Origin of the sequence: Streptomyces sp. SID5910 (assembly GCF_009862125.1) — a bacterium.
Classification (GTDB): domain Bacteria; phylum Actinomycetota; class Actinomycetes; order Streptomycetales; family Streptomycetaceae; genus Streptomyces.
Window position 1 is genome coordinate 1 of the sequence record NZ_WWHX01000332.1, and the last position, 17349, is coordinate 17349.

At 71.7% G+C, this 17349-nt stretch carries 18 protein-coding genes; 11 read left to right on the forward strand and 7 right to left on the reverse strand.

The genetic code is table 11. The annotated features are described in order from the left end of the window. Positions 1-491: FadR/GntR family transcriptional regulator (locus tag GTW67_RS11325; RefSeq protein ID WP_161164674.1), on the forward strand; the 491-nt coding region annotated here is incomplete at its 5' end. A gap of 77 nt (positions 492-568) precedes the next feature. Here the strand turns inward: GTW67_RS11325 and GTW67_RS11330 are convergent. From GTW67_RS11330 to fabG, 3 genes are all read right to left on the reverse strand, one after another. Continuing rightward, positions 569-919 carry a hypothetical protein gene (locus GTW67_RS11330; protein WP_161164675.1) on the reverse strand — a complete coding sequence of 117 codons (351 nt, stop codon included), beginning with the start codon at positions 917-919 and terminating at the stop codon, positions 569-571. 160 nt (positions 920-1079) lie between these two features. Next, positions 1080-1847, reverse strand: coding sequence for an enoyl-ACP reductase FabI (gene fabI / locus GTW67_RS11335; RefSeq protein ID WP_161164676.1), 768 nt, complete (start codon positions 1845-1847; stop codon positions 1080-1082). Positions 1848-1852: 5 nt separating this feature from the next. Further along, positions 1853-2557: a 3-oxoacyl-[acyl-carrier-protein] reductase gene (gene fabG / locus GTW67_RS11340; protein ID WP_161164677.1), complete on the reverse strand. Its 705-nt coding sequence runs from the start codon at positions 2555-2557 to the stop codon at positions 1853-1855. Between the two features lie 275 nt (positions 2558-2832). Here fabG and GTW67_RS11345 point away from each other — a divergent pair, with 275 nt between their 5' ends. Genes GTW67_RS11345 through tyrS form a run of 3 tightly spaced genes read left to right on the forward strand, consistent with a single transcriptional unit; the run spans position 2833 to position 7059 of the window. Beyond that, a complete protein-coding gene (locus tag GTW67_RS11345) occupies positions 2833-4356 on the forward strand; it encodes a metallopeptidase TldD-related protein (protein WP_161164678.1) in 1524 nt (507 codons plus the stop codon). Beyond that, positions 4353-5747: a metallopeptidase TldD-related protein gene (locus tag GTW67_RS11350; protein WP_161164679.1), complete on the forward strand. Its 1395-nt coding sequence runs from the start codon at positions 4353-4355 to the stop codon at positions 5745-5747. The genes GTW67_RS11345 and GTW67_RS11350 overlap by 4 nt, the downstream gene beginning before the upstream one ends. A gap of 43 nt (positions 5748-5790) precedes the next feature. Continuing rightward, positions 5791-7059 carry a tyrosine--tRNA ligase gene (gene tyrS, locus GTW67_RS11355; RefSeq protein WP_161164680.1) on the forward strand — a complete coding sequence of 423 codons (1269 nt, stop codon included), beginning with the start codon at positions 5791-5793 and terminating at the stop codon, positions 7057-7059. A 66-nt stretch (positions 7060-7125) separates the two neighbouring features. Here the strand turns inward: tyrS and GTW67_RS11360 are convergent, their stop codons facing one another. Further along, the gene (locus GTW67_RS11360) at positions 7126-7407 is read right to left on the reverse strand and encodes a GlsB/YeaQ/YmgE family stress response membrane protein (protein ID WP_161164681.1); all 282 of its coding nucleotides are present in this window, start codon (positions 7405-7407) and stop codon (positions 7126-7128) included. A gap of 259 nt (positions 7408-7666) precedes the next feature. Between GTW67_RS11360 and GTW67_RS11365 the strand changes: the two genes are divergently transcribed. Next, a complete protein-coding gene (locus GTW67_RS11365) occupies positions 7667-8065 on the forward strand; it encodes a DUF3099 domain-containing protein (RefSeq protein WP_202437102.1) in 399 nt (132 codons plus the stop codon). A 233-nt stretch (positions 8066-8298) separates the two neighbouring features. Beyond that, positions 8299-8517: a hypothetical protein gene (locus GTW67_RS11370; protein WP_161164683.1), complete on the forward strand. Its 219-nt coding sequence runs from the start codon at positions 8299-8301 to the stop codon at positions 8515-8517. A gap of 28 nt (positions 8518-8545) precedes the next feature. On the opposite strand, the gene moaA is transcribed toward GTW67_RS11370, so the two are convergent. From moaA to GTW67_RS11385, 3 genes are all read right to left on the reverse strand, one after another. After that, complete coding sequence (gene moaA, locus GTW67_RS11375) at positions 8546-9535, reverse strand: GTP 3',8-cyclase MoaA (protein ID WP_161164684.1); 990 nt, start codon at positions 9533-9535, stop codon at positions 8546-8548. Between the two features lie 169 nt (positions 9536-9704). Next, positions 9705-11339, reverse strand: coding sequence for a monocarboxylic acid transporter (locus GTW67_RS11380; RefSeq protein WP_161164685.1), 1635 nt, complete (start codon positions 11337-11339; stop codon positions 9705-9707). Next, positions 11336-11692: a DUF485 domain-containing protein gene (locus GTW67_RS11385; protein ID WP_161164686.1), complete on the reverse strand. Its 357-nt coding sequence runs from the start codon at positions 11690-11692 to the stop codon at positions 11336-11338. Before GTW67_RS11385 ends, GTW67_RS11380 begins: the two co-directional genes overlap by 4 nt. 364 nt (positions 11693-12056) lie before the next feature. Here GTW67_RS11385 and GTW67_RS11390 point away from each other — a divergent pair, with 364 nt between their 5' ends. The 5 genes from GTW67_RS11390 to GTW67_RS11410 all read left to right on the forward strand — a co-directional run bounded on the left by GTW67_RS11390 (position 12057) and on the right by GTW67_RS11410 (position 17252). Then, positions 12057-13574 (forward strand): S8 family peptidase, encoded by a 1518-nt coding sequence (locus tag GTW67_RS11390; protein WP_161164687.1) that lies wholly within the window; start codon positions 12057-12059, stop codon positions 13572-13574. A 163-nt stretch (positions 13575-13737) separates the two neighbouring features. After that, complete coding sequence (locus GTW67_RS11395) at positions 13738-14745, forward strand: CopD family protein (protein WP_161164688.1); 1008 nt, start codon at positions 13738-13740, stop codon at positions 14743-14745. Between the two features lie 202 nt (positions 14746-14947). Then, positions 14948-15934: a DEDDh family exonuclease gene (locus tag GTW67_RS11400; RefSeq protein WP_161164689.1), complete on the forward strand. Its 987-nt coding sequence runs from the start codon at positions 14948-14950 to the stop codon at positions 15932-15934. Positions 15935-16025: 91 nt separating this feature from the next. Next, entirely contained in the window at positions 16026-16259 is a 234-nt protein-coding gene (locus GTW67_RS11405) for a metallothionein (RefSeq protein ID WP_161164690.1), read from the forward strand. A 201-nt stretch (positions 16260-16460) separates the two neighbouring features. Then, a complete protein-coding gene (locus GTW67_RS11410; RefSeq protein ID WP_161164691.1) occupies positions 16461-17252 on the forward strand; it encodes an SURF1 family cytochrome oxidase biogenesis protein in 792 nt (263 codons plus the stop codon). The last annotated feature ends 97 nt before the right edge of the window (positions 17253-17349 follow it).

A 17349-nucleotide genomic window follows, 5' to 3' on the forward strand; every position in this document is an offset into this window, starting at 1 on the left:
TCGTCGTGGCGACGAGTGAGCTGGCGGGCGTGATGCACCGCCGCTTCGCCGACGCCGACCCGCGGCACATCGCCGAGCTGCGCTCCACGCTGGAGTCGTCGGCGGCCAGGCTCGCGGCCGAGCGGCGCACGGAGAAGGACCTCAAGCAGCTGGACGCGCTCCTGGTGCGCCGGGAGCAGGCGTGGGAGTCGGGTGACACGGAGGCGTTCGTCGCGGCGGACGCGACCTTCCACCTGGCCGTCGTGGCGGCCTCGCACAACGACGTGATGACCGCGATGTACGCGGACCTCGGCGAGGTGATGCGGGACTGGCTGCGCGAGGACGTGGGCAGCGAGCTGACGCCGGAGACGCACATGGACCACACGCGGCTGGTCGACGCGATCCGCGCGGCGGACGCGGCGACGGCCGGCGAGGAGGCGGCGGGCTACCCGTTCCTGTGCCGCCCGGGCCGCCTCGTCGCACCCGCCGGGGGCAGCGGCGCACTGGCCTGAGCCTGAGGCACGCCTGCGCCTGCCTGGGCGTAAGGGCTCGCCCGCCGGGCGCCTCAGCCGGCCCCCCGAGAGACGCCTCAGCCGGTCCGCCGATGGCTGATCCACGCCGTCTGCACGTCCTTCCAGCACCGCCCGTCCAGCCGCACCGTCTGCGCGGGTCCCGTCTCGACCGGCGGGCCGTCGCTGTCGAGGTCCCACCAGCGGGCGCACTCGATGTGCAGCCGCACCTCGTCCGTGCCCGGGTACGGGTTGTGGCAGTAGGCGGTCACGTCGGAGCCGTCGACGCGGATCCGGCACTCGGCGCCGAACAGCTCGGCGGGCGCGGCGTCGCGGTCGGGCACGCGCGCGTGGGACATCGCCTCGTACGGCAGGAACAGCACGCAGGCGAGGGCGACGGTCGTCGAGGCCAGGCGGTGGAGTGGACGCACAAGAGGACCTCCTCGGCCGTGCTGGGGAGGAAAAGCGCGTGGGGAACTCGTCCTTCAGCCTGCGCCGCCGCCCGCCCCGGCGCCCGGCCGGTTCGGCCGGACGGGTGACGACGCGAAGGGCCCGCGCCCCAGGGGGACGCGGGCCCTCAAGGGCGTACGGTCAGGCGCCGATGGCGTGCAGACCGCCGTCGACGTGGATGATCTCGCCGGTGGTCTTCGGGAACCAGTCGCTCAGCAGGGCGACGATGCCGCGGCCGGCCGGCTCGGGGTCCTTCAGGTCCCACTCCAGCGGGGAGCGGTTGTCCCACACGGAGGCCAGCTCGCCGAAGCCCGGGATGGACTTGGCGGCCATGGAGCCGATCGGGCCGGCCGAGATCAGGTTGCAGCGGATGTTCTGCTTGCCGAGGTCACGGGCCATGTAGCGGCTGGTGGCCTCCAGGGCGGCCTTGGCCGGGCCCATCCAGTCGTACTGCGGCCAGGCGTACTGCGCGTCGAAGGTGAGGCCGACGACCGAGCCGCCGTTCTGCATCAGCGGCAGGCAGGCCATGGTCAGCGACTTCAGGGAGTACGCGGAGACGTGCATGGCGGTGGCGACCGACTCGAACGGCGTGTTCAGGAAGTTGCCGCCGAGCGCGTCCTGCGGCGCGAAGCCGATGGAGTGCACGACGCCGTCGAGGCCGCCGAGCTCCTCGCCGACGATGTCGGCCAGGCGCCCGAGGTGCTCGTCGTTGGTGACGTCGAGCTCGATGACCTTGGTGGGCTTGGGCAGCTTCCGGGCGATGCGCTCGGTCAGCGTCGGCCGCGGGAACGCGGTCAGGATGATCTCGGCGCCCTGCTCCTGGGCCAGCTTGGCGGCGTGGAAGGCGATGGAGGACTCCATCAGCACACCGGTGATCAGGACGCGCTTGCCCTCGAGAATTCCGCTCATGGTGTTCAGTGACCCATTCCCAGTCCGCCGTCAACGGGGATGACGGCTCCAGTGATGTACGACGCGTCGTCCGAGGCGAGGAACCGCACCGCGGCGGCGATCTCCTCCGGCTGCGCGTACCGGCCGAGCGGCACCTGCGACACGATGCCGGCCCGCTGCTCGTCGCTGAGCACCTTGGTCATGTCGGTGTCGACGAAGCCGGGCGCGACGACGTTGAAGGTGATGTTGCGCGACCCCAGCTCGCGGGCGAGGGACCGGGCGAAGCCGACCAGGCCGGCCTTGGAGGCGGCGTAGTTCGCCTGGCCCGCGGAGCCGAGCAGTCCGACCACCGACGAGATCAGCACGACGCGGCCCTTCTTGGCGCGCAGCATGCCGCGGTTGGCGCGCTTGACGACCCGGAAGGTGCCGGTGAGGTTGGTGTCGAGGACGGACGTGAAGTCCTCCTCGGACATGCGCATCAGCAGCTGGTCCTTGGTGACGCCGGCGTTGGCGACGAGGACCTCGACATTGCCGTGCGCTTCCTCGATCTCCTTGTAGGCCTGCTCCACCTGCTCGCTGTCGGTGATGTCGCACTTGACGGCCAGGAAGCCCTCCGGCGGCTCACCCGAGCGGTACGTGATCGCGACCTTGTCGCCGGCGTCGGCGAAAGCGCGGGCGATGGCGAGGCCGATGCCCCGGTTGCCTCCGGTGACGAGAACCGAGCGGCTCAACGGATCACCCTTTCAATAGCGGTCTGGTGTCCGCCCGACACCCGGTCGACGGGCGGCGATGACAGGCGGCTTCCTCGAAAACCTATCGGTCCGCGCCCGCCCGCGGGGAATCGGGCACCCACAGTGGCTCACGGCACTCACTGTCGGGTCCCTACAGAAAGGCACCGGCCGCGGACGGAAAGGTGTGGTCCCCGTACCGGCCGACGCGACATGATGCGGACGCAGCCCCCGGTACCGCTGCGGACGACCGGTCACGTCGACAGAAAGAGACGCAGGTGCCTCACAGCATCGACGAAGCCTTCACGGCACTCCCCCTACGCGCCCTCGCCGACGCCGCGCTCGCCCGCGCGCGTTCGCTGGGTGCCGAGCACGCGGACTTCCGGCTTGAGCGGGTGCGCAGCGCCTCGTGGCGGCTGCGGGACGCCAAGCCGGCCGGGTCGTCGGACACCACCGACCTCGGGTACGCGGTGCGCGTGGTGCACGGCGGGACGTGGGGTTTCGCGTCCGGTGTGGACCTCACGCTCGACGCCGCCGCCCGGGTCGCCTCGCAGGCGGTGGCGATGGCGAAGCTGTCCGCGCAGGTCATCAAGGCGGCGGGCTCGGACGAGCGCGTGGAGCTGGCCGACGAGCCCGTGCACGCCGACCGGACGTGGGTCTCGTCGTACGAGATCGACCCCTTCGCCGTGCCCGGCGAGGAGAAGGCCGCTCTGCTGGCCGACTGGAGCGCGCGGCTGCTGGCGGCCGACGGGGTCGACCACGTCGACGCCTCGCTGCTCACCGTGCACGAGAACAAGTTCTACGCCGACAGCGCGGGGACCGTGACGACGCAGCAGCGCGTGCGGCTGCACCCTGTCCTCACGGCCGTGTCGGTGGACGACTCCAGCGGCGAGTTCGATTCCATGCGCACGCTGGCGCCGCCGGCCGGGCGCGGCTGGGAGTACCTGACGGGCACCGGCTGGGACTGGGACGCCGAGCTGGCCGAGATCCCCGGGCTGCTGGCCGAGAAGATGCGCGCGCCGAGCGTGGACCCGGGCCTGTACGACCTGGTCGTCGACCCGTCCAACCTGTGGCTGACGATCCACGAGTCCATCGGGCACGCCACCGAGCTGGACCGCGCCCTCGGTTACGAGGCCGCCTACGCCGGCACCTCGTTCGCCACCTTCGACCAGCTCGGCAAGCTGCGCTACGGCTCGGAGCTGATGAACGTCACCGGCGACCGCACCGCCGAGCACGGCCTCGCGACGATCGGGTACGACGACGAGGGCGTCGAGGGCCAGTCCTGGGACCTGGTGAAGGACGGCACGCTCGTCGGCTACCAGCTCGACCGGCGCATCGCGAAGCTGACCGGCTTCGAGCGGTCCAACGGGTGCGCCTACGCCGACTCCCCCGCCCATGTGCCGGTGCAGCGCATGGCCAACGTGTCACTGCGGCCGGATCCCGGCGGGCTGTCGACGGAGGATCTGATCGGGGGCGTGGACCGCGGGATCTACGTCGTCGGGGACCGGTCCTGGTCGATCGACATGCAGCGCTACAACTTCCAGTTCACCGGGCAGCGGTTCTTCCGCATCGAGAACGGGCGGCTCGCCGGGCAGCTGCGGGACGTGGCCTACCAGGCGACGACCACCGACTTCTGGGGGTCCATGGCGGCCGTCGGCGGTCCGCAGACGTATGTGCTGGGCGGCGCGTTCAACTGCGGCAAGGCCCAGCCGGGGCAGGTCGCGGCGGTCTCCCACGGCTGCCCGTCCGCCCTCTTCAAGGGAGTCAACATCCTCAACACGACGCAGGAGGCCGGTCGATGAGCGCGCGCACGAACAAGCCGCACGAGATCGTCGAGCGGGCGCTGGAGCTGTCCCGGGCGGACGGGTGCGTGGTCATCGCCGACGAGGAGTCCACCGCGAACCTGCGCTGGGCGGGCAACGCGCTCACCACCAACGGCGTCACCCGCGGGCGCACGCTCACCGTCGTCGCGACCGTCGACGGGCAGCAGGGCACGGCGTCCGGGGTGGTGTCGCGGTCGGCGGTGACCGTGGACGAGCTGGAGCCGCTGGTGCGGGCCGCCGAGGCCGCCGCGCGCGGCGCCGGACCCGCCGAGGACGCGCAGCCGCTGGTCACGGGCGTGCCGGCGTCGCCCGACTTCACCGACGCGCCCGCCGAGACGTCGTCGGCCGTGTTCGCCGACTTCGCGCCCGCCCTGGGTGAGGCGTTCGCCCGCGCGCGTGCGGGCGGCCGTGAGCTGTACGGCTTCGCCCGCCACGAGCTGACGTCGACGTACCTGGGCACGTCCACGGGTCTGCGGCTGCGGCACGACCAGCCGACCGGGACGCTGGAGCTGAACGCCAAGTCGCCGGATCGCACCCGGTCGGCGTGGGCGGGGCGTTCCACGCGGGACTTCAAGGACGTCGACCCGGCGGCGCTCGACGCCGAGCTGGCCGTACGGCTCGGCTGGGCCGAGCGTCGGGTGGAGCTGCCCGCGGGCCGGTACGAGACGCTGCTGCCGCCGACCGCGGTGGCGGACCTGCTGATCTACCAGCTGTGGTCGGCCTCGGGCCGGGACGCCGCCGAGGGCCGCACCGTGTTCTCGACGCCGGGCGGTGGCACGCGCGTCGGCGACCGGCTCGGCGAGCTGCCGCTGACGCTGCGCAGCGATCCGCACGAGCCGGGTCTGGAGAGCGCGCCGTTCGTGATCGCGCACGCCTCGGGCGGCGACCAGTCGGTGTTCGACAACGGGCTGCCGGTGGCGGCGACGGACTGGATCCGCGCGGGCGAGCTGAACCGGCTGACCACCACCCGGCACAGCGCCGGGCTGACCGGGCTGCCGGTGGCGCCGGCGATCGACAACCTCGTCCTGGAGGGCGGCACCGGCCGCTCCCTGGAGGAGATGGTCGCCGGCACCGGGCGGGGCCTGCTGCTGACCTGCCTGTGGTACATCCGCGAGGTCGACCCGGCGACGCTGCTGCTGACCGGCCTGACCCGGGACGGCGTCTATCTCGTCGAGGACGGCGAGGTCGTCGGCGAGGTGAACAACTTCCGCTTCAACGAGTCGCCGGTCTCGCTGCTGGGCCGCGCCACGGAGGCCGGGCGGACGGAGAAGACGCTGCCCAGGGAGTGGGGCGACTGGTTCACCAGGGCCGCGATGCCCGCGCTGCGGGTGCCGGACTTCAATATGAGCTCCGTCAGCCAGGGCGTATAACCTCGTACCTGATTCCGAGCCCACCCGAGGAGACAAGAGAACCGTGACGGACATCGTCGACGAGCTGAAGTGGCGCGGCGTGATCGCCCTGTCCACCGACGAGGACGCCTTGCGCAAGGCGCTCGCGGACGGTCCCGTCACGTTCTATTGCGGCTTCGACCCGACCGCGGCCAGCCTGCACGTCGGCCACCTGGTCCAGGTGCTCACCATGCGCCGGCTCCAGCGGGCCGGCCTGCGTCCGCTGGCCCTGGTCGGCGGCGCGACGGGCCAGATCGGCGACCCCCGCCCGACGGCGGAGCGCACGCTGAACGACCCGGAGACGGTCGCGAACTGGGTGACCCGGCTGCGCGGGCAGATCGAGCCGTTCCTGTCCTTCGAGGGCGACAACGCCGCGGTGATGGTGAACAACCTGGACTGGACGGCCGGCCTGTCGGCCATCGAGTTCCTGCGGGACATCGGCAAGCACTTCCGCGTCAACAAGATGCTGACGAAGGACTCGGTCGCGCGCCGGCTGGAGTCCTCCGAGGGCATCAGCTACACGGAGTTCAGCTACCAGCTGCTCCAGGGCATGGACTTCCTGGAGCTGTACCGGCGCCACGGCTGCACGCTCCAGCAGGGCGGCAGCGACCAGTGGGGCAATCTCACGGCGGGCCTGGACCTGATCCACCGGCTGGAGCCGCAGGCCCAGGTGCACGCGCTGGCGACCCCGCTGATGACCAAGGCGGACGGCACCAAGTTCGGCAAGACCGAGGGCGGCGCCGTCTGGCTGGACCCGGAGATGACGACGCCGTACGCGTTCTACCAGTTCTGGCTGAACGCGGACGACCGGGACGTCTCGGGCTACCTGCGGATCCTGTCCTTCAAGTCCCGCGAGGAGCTGGAGGAGCTGGAGAGGCAGACCGAGGAGCGTCCGCAGGCCCGGGCCGCGCAGCGCGCGCTGGCGGAGGAGCTGACGACGCTGGTGCACGGCGCCGACCAGACGGCCGCGGTGATCGCCGCGTCCAAGGCCCTCTTCGGCCAGGGCGACCTGACGGAGCTGGACGACCGGACGCTGGCCGCGGCCCTCTCCGAGGTGCCGCACGTCCGGGTCGCCGAGCTGGGCCCGGTCGTGGACCTGTTCGCCGAGGTCGGCCTGGTGGCCAGCAAGTCCGCGGCGCGCCGCACGGTCAAGGAGGGCGGTGCCTACGTGAACAACGTCAAGGTCACCGCCGAGGACGCCGTGCCGGCCGCCGAGGACCTGCTGCACGGGCGCTGGCTGGTGCTGCGCCGCGGCAAGAAGAACCTGGCCGCGGTGGAGGTCACCGGCGCCTGAGCGCGCGTACGAGGGGCGGTTCGCGGTGCCTTGCGGCGACCGGGAGCCGCCCCTTCGCCGTACGCGTCAGGCGCGTTCGCGCCGCTTGTTGCCCCGCACCGCCATGTACGCGGCGTCACCGACGGCGACGATGATGATCGCGGCCACCAGCTGGAACAGGTGCCGCCACCAGTCGATGCCGGAGGTCGCCTCGACGCCGACCGCGCGTGCGATCGCGTTGCCCGCGATGGCGCCGAGCATGCCGAAGATGGTGGTCAGCCACAAAGGGCTGTGCTGCTTCCCCGGAATGATCGCCTTGGCGATCAGACCGAGCACGAATCCGACGATGATCGCCCACAACCAGCCCATGGCTGCCTCCCTATACGGCTCTACACGAGCATTGCCGCCAGTCTTCGGGCGTACCGCGAACGGCGCATGCCGGGTACGGCCGAACGGGGTATCCGCCTACGCGGCGCGGCGCACTCGGGGCGCGCCGGGCGGGGGCGCCCCGGTCTCGTGACCGGCGCGGACGCGGCGTAACGTGGAGTCGTCCGGGACCGGGGTCCCCGAGCGGCCGCGGACGGAAGCGGGGCGGGGAGAGACCGATGCGGGCGGTTGGTGGAACGTGATGCGGAAGCTGAACGGCGGGCAGGACTCAGAGGTCTTTCGGATCACCGGGGCCCGTACGGGCCTCCAGGAGGACGTGCGCGGACGCCAGCGCCGCTACGTCATCTCGATGTCGGTCCGTACGGTTTCGGTCATCCTCGCGGCATGCCTGTGGAACGTGGAGCGGCACGTGGCGATCGTGGCGCTGGTCCTCGGCGCGGTCCTGCCCTACATCGCGGTCGTGCTCGCGAACGCGGGGCGGGAGAACGCGCCGTCGTTGCCGTCGACGTTCGTGACGGTGCCGCCCCCGCCGATGATCACTGCTCCGCGCGCCGAGGACGACTCGGCGGAATCCGTTGCGGAAGGCGTCGCGCCTGATCCCGGGCAGGGCGCGGCCGGTGAGCCGCACGGCCGGACGTGACCGCGGGGCCGCGCCCGGCGGGCCGGCGGGGCCGGCCGGGGCGGGCGTCGATTCCGCGCCAAGGCTCAAGAAAAGCTCAGATCAATCATGTTGTTCCGGTGCCGGGTGGCGGGTGACCCGTGACATACTTCGTACGCGCTCCGCATCCCCCGTCGGAGCGACGGACCGACGCCGGGCAGCTCCCCCCGTGGCTGCTCGGCGTCGCCTTTTTCCGTGAGTTGTGAGACGAACCTGTGAGTGACGAGTCGACCCCGATCTGCTCCGCCAAAGGCTGCCGCAGCGCCGCCGTGTGGGTGCTGGCGTGGAACAACCCGAAGGTGCACACCCCGGAGCGCCGCAAGACGTGGCTCGCCTGTGAGGAGCACCGGGAGCACCTGTCCCAGTTCCTCGGGGTGCGGGGCTTCCTGAAGGACGTCGCGCGGTTCGAGGACTGGCGGGCGGCCGAGGACTAGGCCTCCGACCGCCCCGTCCGGGCCCGGCCTAGCCGCCGATCGCGGACATCGGCCGGTCGGGCTGGACGAACGTCGGGTCGTCGAGGCCCGCGCCGGCCTTCTTGCCCCACATGGCGAGCCGCCAGATGCGGGCGATCTCCTCGTCGGGGGCGTCGGAGCGCAGGGCGGCGCGCAGGTCGGTCTCCTCGGTGGCGAACAGGCAGGTGCGCACCTGGCCGTCGGCGGTCAGGCGGGTGCGGTCGCAGGCCGAGCAGAACGGGCGGGTGACGGAGGCGATGACGCCGACGCGGTGCGGTCCGCCGTCCACCAGCCAGCGCTCGGCGGGGGCCGAGCCGCGCTTCTCGGAGCCCTCGGCGGTCAGCTCGAAGCGGGTGCGCAGGGAGGCCAGGATGTCACCGGCGGTGACCATGCCCTCGCGCTTCCAGCCGTGCTGGGCGTCCAGGGGCATCTGCTCGATGAAGCGCAGCTCGTAGTCGTTCTCGACGGCCCAGGCCAGCAGGTCGGGGGCCTCGTCGGCGTTGAGGCCCGGCATCAGGACCGAGTTGACCTTCACCGGGGTCAGGCCCGCCTCGCGGGCGGCCGCCAGGCCCTCCAGGACGTCCTTGTGGCGGTCCCGGCGGGTGAGGGTCTTGAAGACGTCCGGGCGCAGGGTGTCCAGGGAGACGTTGACCCGGTCCAGGCCCGCGGCCTTCAGGGCCGTCGCCGTGCGCCTGAGGCCGATGCCGTTGGTGGTGAGGGACATCTGGGGGCGCGGCCGAAGGGCCGCGACGCGCTCCACGATGCCGACCAGGCCGGGGCGCAGCAGCGGCTCCCCGCCGGTGAAGCGCACCTCCTCGATGCCGAGGGAGGTGACCGCGATGTCGATGAGGCGGACGATCTCGTCGTCCGTGAGCAGGTCGGGCTTGGCCAGCCACTGCAAGCCCTCTTCCGGCATGCAGTACGTGCAGCGCAGATTGCAGCGGTCGGTCAGCGAGACCCTCAGGTCGGTGGCCACTCGGCCGTAGGTGTCGATGAGCACGCGGGCCCCTTCCCTCGACGCGGATCGGCGGAGCGCTTCCCTCCTCCGACACCTGCGAGCCTACGTGACCGCGCCGACAACGACAGCGGCCGATCCCTACGACGTACGGCGCGGCCCCGTCGTAGATCTCTACGACGATCTCTACGACGGGGCCGCGGGCGGAAACGGATCAGTGGGCTCCGGTGCCGGTCAGGGACCGGACCTCCAGCTCCGCGTACTTGGCCTTGTCGGGCTCCTCCTTGGACAGGACCGTGCCGAGCCAGCCCATGAGGAAGCCGAACGGGATGGAGATGATGCCCGGGTTCTTCAGCGGGAACCAGGCGAAGTCGACGTCGGGGAACATCGCCTTGGGGTCGCCGGAGACGACGGGCGAGAACAGCACCAGGCCGACGGCGACGATCAGGCCGCCGTAGATCGACCAGAGGGCGCCCTGGGTGGTGAACCGCTTCCAGAACAGGCTGTAGAGGATGGTCGGCAGGTTGGCGGAGGCCGCGACCGCGAAGGCCAGGGCGACCAGGCCGGCCACGTTCAGGTCGCGGGCGAGGGCGCCGAGCGCGATGGAGACGATGCCGATGAAGACGGTCGCCCAGCGGGCCGCCCTCATCTCCTCCTTCTCGGTGGCCTGGCCCTTGCGGATGACGTTGGCGTAGATGTCGTGCGCGAAGGACGACGACGAGGCGAGGGTGAGGCCGGCGACCACGGCGAGGATGGTCGCGAAGGCCACCGCCGAGATCGTGGCGAGCAGGATCGCGCCCCAGGCCGAGTCGACGCCGCCGACGTGCAGGGCGAGCAGGGGCGCGGCCGTGTTGCCGGACGGGTTGGACGCGATGATCTCGTCCTTGCCGATGAGGGCGGCGGCGCCGAAGCCGAGGGCGATGGTCATCAGGTAGAAGGCGCCGATGATGCCGATCGCCCAGTTCACGGACTTACGGGCGGCCTTGGCGTTGGGCACGGTGTAGAAGCGGATCAGGATGTGCGGCAGGCCGGCCGTGCCGAGCACCAGGGCGATGCCCAGGGAGATGAAGTCCAGCTTGGAGGTGCCGGTCGCGCCGTACTGGAGGCCGGGCTCCAGGAAGGCGGAGCCCGCGCCGCTGTTCTCGGCGGCCTTGCCGAGCAGGTCGGAGACGTTGAAGTCGAACTTCAGCAGCACCAGGAAGGTGATCAAGATGGTGCCGCCGATCAGCAGCACGGCCTTGACCATCTGGACCCAGGTGGTGCCCTTCATGCCGCCGATGGTGACGTAGACGATCATCAGGACGCCGACCAGGGCGACGATGAGGATCTTGCCCGCGTCGGAGGTGATGCCGAGCAGCAGGGAGACGAGGACGCCCGCGCCGGCCATCTGCGCGAGCAGGTAGAAGATCGACACGACGATCGTGGAGGTGCCGGCGGCGGTGCGCACGGGGCGCTGGCGCATGCGGTACGCGAGGACGTCGCCCATCGTGTAGCGGCCGGAGTTCCTGAGCGGCTCGGCCACCAGGAGCAGGGCGACCAGCCAGGCGACCAGGAAGCCGATGGAGTACAGGAAGCCGTCGTAGCCGAAGAGGGCGATGGCGCCGGCGATGCCGAGGAAGGACGCGGCGGACATGTAGTCGCCGGAGACGGCGAGTCCGTTCTGGAAGGCGCTGAACTGGCGGCCGCCCGCGTAGAAGTCGGCGGCGTCCTTGGTCTGGCGGCCCGCCCACACGGTGATGCCGAGCGTCGCGACGACGAAGACGGCGAAGAGCGTGATGATCAGCGGCCGGTGCTCGCTGGCCTCGTTGGCGGCCAGCTCGGCGGCGAGAACGGTCTGTGCGGGGCTCATGCGCCGCCCTCCATCCGGGACTTGATGGCCTCGGCCTTGGGGTCGAGCTTCGCGGCGGCGTGCCGCGAGTACCACCAGGCGATGAGGAACGTGGTGACGAACTGGGCGATGCCGAAGACGAACGCGACGTTGATGTTGCCGAACAGCTTGGTGCCCATGAAGCCGCCCGCGTAGTTGGACAGCAGCACGTAGAGCAGGTACCAGGCGACGAAGGCGATCGTCAGCGGGAAGGCGAAGGAGCGGAAGGAGCGGCGCAGTTCGGCGAACTCCGCACTCTGCTGCACCTCGGAGAACTCCTCGGAGGAGGGGAGTCGGTGTTCCTCTTTCGAGGGGGGCGGTGCGTCGGTGGCCACGGAGTCTCCTCGTACGACGGACATGACGGCTTGTACCTCGGTGTTCTCGTCGGGGGCCTGATCGTGCTCGGGCTCCCTGTCCAACGACACGGCGCCTCGCGGGGCCCGGTTCAACGACTGCCGCACTTTCCCAAGTCACTTGGGGGAAATCGTTGCTGGCCAGCGACCGGGGGAGATAGCTTCGCCCTGCACCACTGCGTCATGTACCTGCCCGGACACCACCTGTGATCCGGGCGGGTCTCATTTCCGGATGATGTGGAGACCCCATGACTCATCTGCGTTCCAGACGGCGGCTCGTCCTGCGTGGTGATGTGACCCGCTCCGCTCTTCCGGCCACTTTCCGAACGAACTGGAGACCTCGCACATGACAGCGCCCCACCCCCGTCACCGTCGTGCCGTCGCCATCCCGGTCGGCATGGCCCTGGCCTCGGCCCTCGCCTTCCTGCCCAACATCCAGGCGTCCGCCGTGGAGGCGGCCCCGGCCGCCGGCGCCCAGGCGGCCTCGCTCAGCTACGTCGTCAACGTCCAGCCCGGGCACGGTCCTTCGGCGCAGGTGAAGCGCGCGATAACCAAGGCCGGCGGCACGATCGTGACGTCGTACGACCGGATCGGCGTGGTCGTCGTCCACTCGGCCAACCCGGACTTCGCGAAGACCGTGCGCAAGACGCACGGCGTGCAGTCGGCCGGTGCCACCCGCACCGCGCCGCTGCCCTCGGCGGCGACGACCGACGTCGGCACGCCGAAGGTGCTCACCGCCCAGGAGGCCGCCGCCGCCCAGTCCGCCGCGGGCCAGGACCCGCTGGAGTCCCTCCAGTGGGACCTGCCGGCCATCAAGGCGGACAAGGCGCACCAGAAGTCGCTGGGCAGCAAGAAGGTGACCGTCGCGGTCATCGACACCGGCGTCGACGACACGCACCCGGACATCGCGCCGAACTTCGACCGGCGGGCGTCGGTCAACTGCGTGGCGGGCAAGCCGGACACCACCGACGGCGCCTGGCGGCCGAGCGCGGCGGAGAGCCCGCACGGCACGCACGTGGCCGGGGAGATCGCCGCCGCCAAGAACGGCGTCGGCATGACCGGTGTGGCGCCGGGCGTGAAGGTCGCGGGCATCAAGGTGTCCAACCCGGACGGCTTCTTCTACACCGAGGCCGTGGTCTGCGGCTTCATGTGGGCGGCCGAGCACGGCGTCGACGTGACCAACAACAGCTACTACACCGACCCGTGGTACTTCAACTGCAAGAACGACCCGGACCAGAAGGCGCTCGTCGAGGCCGTCTCGCGGGCCTCGCGGTACGCGGAGAAGAAGGGCGCGGTCAACGTCGCCGCGGCCGGCAACGAGAACTACGACCTCGCGTCCGACGAGATCCTCGACCCGTCCTCCCCCAACGACACCACACCCGGCGACCGGGTGATCGACCCGTCCGAGTGCTACGACATCCCGACCCAGCTGCCGGGTGTCGTCACGGTCGCGGCGACCGGTGCGAAGGGCCTGAAGTCGTCGTTCTCCAACCACGGTCTGGGCGTCATCGACATCGCCGCGCCCGGCGGCGACTCGACCGCCTACCAGACCCCGGCGCCGCCGGCGACCAGCGGCCTGATCCTGGGCACGCTGCCGGGCGGCAAGTGGGGCTACATGGCCGGTACGTCGATGGCGTCGCCGCACGTCGCCGGTGTCGCCGCGCTGATCAAGTCGACGCACCCGTACGCCACCCCGGCCATGGTCAAGGCGCTGCTGTACGCGGAGGCCGACGCCACGCCGTGCACCAAGCCGTACGACATCGACGGCGACGGCAAGGTGGACGCGGTGTGCGAGGGGTCGAAGAACCGCAACGGCTTCTACGGCTGGGGCATGGCCGACGCGCTGGACGCGGTGACCCGCTAGCCGGGATGCCGTACCGGCGCGCACGTTGAGCCGGTCGGCACGACCACCGTGCGGGAGGGTGCCCAGCCGGGGCGCCTTCCCGTGCGGGAGCGGTGGCTGTGACGTCCCTCCGGATTCCGTCCCGAACTTGCCCGGTTCTGGGTGACTTGGTGAAGATCTCGGGGTGACCTCGACAAGACCCCCGTCCCGGCCCGCCGACACCGGACGGCACGCGCGGCCCTCCGGCACCGGCCGGGCCGCGGCCGTTCTGGTGCTGGTGGCGCTGGGCGCGCTGATACCCGTGCTCGGCCCGTCCCCCGCCCTGCACGGCACCGGAGAGGCCGAGGCGCCCGGCACCGGCGGGATCGCCCTGCTGCGCACGATGCTGTTCGCGGCGCTGAGCGTCCCGGCCGGCGAACTGTTCGTGAACCGGCTGACCCGGTCCCTGCCCGGCGCTCCCCCGGACCGGCCCCGCAGCTGGTCCCCGCACGCGAACGCCGTCGCCTTCGTCGCCGCGCTGGGGCTCGCGTCGGTCGTGGCCACCGGCAACCTGGTGCCGGGCGGTATCGCCGAGATCGACGTCGGCGGCCTCTACGAGTCCCGTGACGGCAAGCTCGCGCTCCTTGAGGTCAACGCGTTCCTCGCGGCCGGCCTGTGCGCCGTCTCGCGCCGGCCGGGCACCCAGGTCTGGCCGCTGGCCGCCGTGGTCGTCGCGGAGGCGCTGCGCGCCCACCCCACCACCGAGTACAGCCCGCTGATCGGCTCCGGCCTGACCCTGGTGCACCTGACCTGCGCGTCACTGTGGGTGGGCGGCCTGCTGTACGCGCTGCGTGTGCTGCGCGTGTGGCGGGGCGGCGCGGCGGGCGCGGCCCTGCTGGGTCTCTACGCGCGCGTGGCGGCCGTTCTGCTCGCCGCCATCACGGCGACCGGGGTGTGCAGTTCGCTGCGCCGGATGCCGGCCGGCACGATCGGCGACCAGCTGACGGACACCGCGTACGGCAGGGTGCTGCTCGCCAAGGTGATCCTCGTGTCGGCCGTCGCCGCCCTCGCCCTGTGGGCCCGCGTCCGGCTGAGCCGCGCCGCCGACCCGCTGTCCGCCCGCTCCCCCGCGCGCGGGGAGGTCGTCGCCCTCGGTGTGGTGGTCGCGGTGTCGGGGCTCCTGACGGCGCTTCCGGTGCCGATCCGCTGGTGAGTCCGGGGTGGGTTGCGTCACATACGGAGGACGTCGCCCGGGGCGTCCGGCGCGTCCTGCCCGTACCGCTCCGCCGACGGGACGGTCGAGGCCGCGGCAACGCGCGCCCGGCCGACCGGACTTGACGGGGCGGCGGCGCGCGGAGCCCGCCGGGGCACCTGCGGGGCGGGACTGTCGGTCGCGGCCCGTATCCTCATGGACCATGCTCGAAGACCGCACGACCGCAGCGTCGTCCGCCACCGCGTGGCCGGCCGCGTATCCGCAGGGATACGCGGTCGTCGACGTGGAGACCACCGGCCTGGCCCGCCACGACCGCATCATCTCCGCGGCCGTCTACCGGCTGGACGCGCGCGGAGAGGTCGAGGACCACTGGTACACGCTGGTCAACCCGGAGCGGGACCCGGGGCCGGTGTGGATACACGGGCTGACGAGCGAGGTGCTGAAGGGGGCGCCCCTGTTCCGGGACGTCGCCCAGGAGTTCGCGGCCCGGCTCGACGGACGCGTGCTCGTCGCGCACAACGCCGTCTTCGACTGGCAGATGATCGCCCGCGAGTACGCGCGCGCGGAGGGCGCGGCCCCGGTGCGTCAACGGCTGTGCACCATCGCGCTCTCCAAGGAGCTGGCGCTGCCGCTGCCCAACCACAAGCTGGAGTCGCTGGCCGCGCACTTCGGCGTCGTGCAGCAGCGGGCGCACCACGCGCTGGACGACGCGCGCGTGCTGGCGGAGGCGTTCCGGCCGAGCCTGCGGGCCGCGGCGGCGGGCGGACTGCGGCTGCCGCTGCACGAGTGCCGGCCGCTGACGGAGTGGTCGGACGGGCCCGCGCCCCGGATCGGCCGACAGGGCGGCTACGGCGGCTCCCGGCAGACCACTTGGCGCCCCTCCCGCAAAAGGCCCGCATGCCCCTATCCCAACCCGGGCAGGTACGAAGAGGGCAAACAGCTCAAGCAGGGCATGCGGGTCGCCTTCTCGGGTGACACCTCGACCGAGCGGGACCTGCTGGAGGACCGCGCCACCGAGGCCGGGCTGCATGTCGCCGGCAGCCTGTCCCGGCTGACCAGCCTGCTCGTCACCAACGACCCGGACTCGGGCACCTCGAAGGTGGTCAAGGCCCGGCAGTACGGCACGCCGGTGGTGGACGAGGCGGCCTTCGGGCAGCTGCTGCGGGACGTGGAGCCGGCGGACGGCTGAGCCGCGCGCGAGCCGTACGGACGGGTGATTGCCGGGCGACTCGCCCGGCGCCCGCTCGCCCGTGCCCCGGCGACGGCTCACCCTGTGGCGCATGGCGACATGCGAAGTCTGCGGCAACAACTACGGAATGACCTTCGAGGTCCACGCGCAGGGGGCGGTGCACGTCTTCGACTGCTTCTCCTGCGCGATCCACCGGATGGCCCCCATCTGCGAGCACTGCCGGGTGCAGATCATCGGCCAGGGCGTCGAGGTCGAGGGCCACTGGTACTGCGGCGCCCACTGCGCCCGCGCGGAGGGAAGGGCGGGCGTCGTCGACAAGGTCTGAGCGCGCGTGACCGCCAGGCGGAACCGTCGTTGATTCCCATGCCGCGGCACCGAGGAAACGTGCTCCCCGCCGACGCAGGGATGGCCCGCGGTAGACCCCACGCCGATACAAGTCGGTCGTGTGCTCCCCGCCGACGCGGGGTCGCGGTCCTCGCCCGGCCCCACCGGCGAGGACCGCAATCGGGCAGGGTACCGTCGATGCGTGTACCGCTTCCTGTTGTCCCGCCAGTGGGTGATCCTCACGCTGGTGGCCCTGCTGCTCATCCCGACGATGATCCGGCTGGGCTTCTGGCAGATGCACCGCTACGAGGAGCGCACTGCCCGGAACGACCTGGTCGCCGAGGCGCTCGGCGCGGAGCCGGTGGCCGTGGAGTCGCTGACCGCCCCCGGGAAGAGGATCACTACGCACGAGCGGTACCGCACCGTGACCGCGAAGGGCCGCTTCGACACGGAGCACGAGGTCGTCGTCCGTCGGCGCACCAACGCCCAGGACAAGATCGGCTACCACGTGCTGACCCCGTTCGTCCTCGACGACGGCAAGGTCCTGCTCGTCAACCGGGGCTGGATCCCCGCGGACGGCCCCAGCCAGACCGAGTTCCCCGAGGTTCCCGCACCGCCCCGCGGGGAGATCACCGTCACCGGGCGGATGATGCCCGACGAGACGACCGCCGCGAGCGGCATCAAGGACCTCCAGGGCCTCCCGGACCGGCAGATCATGCTCATCAACAGCGAGCAGGAGGCCGCCCGCCTGCACGCCCCCGTGCTCGGCGGATACGTCGTCCTGACGGAGCCCGAGGCGAAGGGCGACACCCCCGAGCCGATCGGCAGGCCGGGCAACGAGGACGCCGCGCTGAACTACGCGTACGCGATCCAGTGGTGGCTGTTCTCCGCGGCCGTCCCGGTCGGCTGGTGGATCCTGGTCCGCCGCGAGAAGCGCGACCGGGAGAGCCCCGAGGACGTGGAGCCCGCACAGGCGGAACCCGCCGCCGTTTAGGGCCTGTCGTTTGGATCATGCCGGCGTCGCGGGGGGTGGCACGCACATCTGCGGCGTTGTCGTCGGTTGCCAGGGCTCCGCCCTGTCGCCCTCCTCC

Excerpts from the sequence above, each read along its gene's own strand:
- fabI (WP_161164676.1), bottom strand. The coding sequence starts at position 1,847 with ATGAGCGGAATTCTCGAGGGCAAGCGCGTCCTGATCACCGGTGTGCTG.
- GTW67_RS11350 (WP_161164679.1), top strand. The coding sequence starts at position 4,353 with ATGAGCGCGCGCACGAACAAGCCGCACGAGATCGTCGAGCGGGCGCTG.
- GTW67_RS11360 (WP_161164681.1), bottom strand. The coding sequence starts at position 7,407 with ATGGGCTGGTTGTGGGCGATCATCGTCGGATTCGTGCTCGGTCTGATC.
- GTW67_RS11365 (WP_202437102.1), top strand. The coding sequence starts at position 7,667 with ATGCGGAAGCTGAACGGCGGGCAGGACTCAGAGGTCTTTCGGATCACC.
- GTW67_RS11380 (WP_161164685.1), bottom strand. The coding sequence starts at position 11,339 with ATGAGCCCCGCACAGACCGTTCTCGCCGCCGAGCTGGCCGCCAACGAG.
- GTW67_RS11390 (WP_161164687.1), top strand. The coding sequence starts at position 12,057 with ATGACAGCGCCCCACCCCCGTCACCGTCGTGCCGTCGCCATCCCGGTC.
- GTW67_RS11400 (WP_161164689.1), top strand. The coding sequence starts at position 14,948 with ATGCTCGAAGACCGCACGACCGCAGCGTCGTCCGCCACCGCGTGGCCG.
- GTW67_RS11405 (WP_161164690.1), top strand. The coding sequence starts at position 16,026 with ATGGCGACATGCGAAGTCTGCGGCAACAACTACGGAATGACCTTCGAG.